At 63.3% G+C, this 450-nt stretch carries 1 protein-coding gene; it reads right to left on the bottom strand.

Going from position 1 to position 450, the window contains the following annotated elements:
- On the bottom strand, positions 1-450 hold a 450-nt coding region (locus tag GO615_RS29930; RefSeq protein WP_169133091.1), incomplete at both ends, for a DUF8437 domain-containing protein.

Raw genomic sequence — 450 nt, 5'->3', positions numbered from 1 at the left:
CCCCCATGACCATCTCGGCCGTCTTGCCCGCGCCGACCCCGTGGTACAGCCCCACTGACGGTTCGCTGATGATGCGAGCCACCGCTGTGCGCTGATGTGGGTGAGGGTTGAAGGTGCTCACGAGCCCGGGCAGCCTGAGGCGCTGTCCATCGGCGCTGTAGTCGCGCATGACGAGGGAGTTGAACGTGTCGTTGTACACCTCAGTGAGGCGTTCTGTGCGCTGCGGATCAGACCACAGCCACTCACGGAAGGCGTTCTGCAACTGCTCGGCCTTGGCCTTGGCGGCTTCGGTCTCAGGAGCGTTCGGTACCCGCTTTTCGCCGCCGTTACCGTTGGGCACAGCGTCTTGGATGAGCACAGGCTTCTGCGTCATCAGTCGCTCGGCGAGCTCGACAGCGTTCATCCGTTCGGTGCCCCACTGCGAGACCACTTTTTGCGACGTCTTGTTGG

This window comes from Aromatoleum evansii (genome assembly GCF_012910805.1).
GTDB lineage: Bacteria > Pseudomonadota > Gammaproteobacteria > Burkholderiales > Rhodocyclaceae > Aromatoleum > Aromatoleum evansii.
Note: the sequence above shows the minus strand (reverse complement) of the source record. Positions and strands in the feature narration are given on the sequence as shown.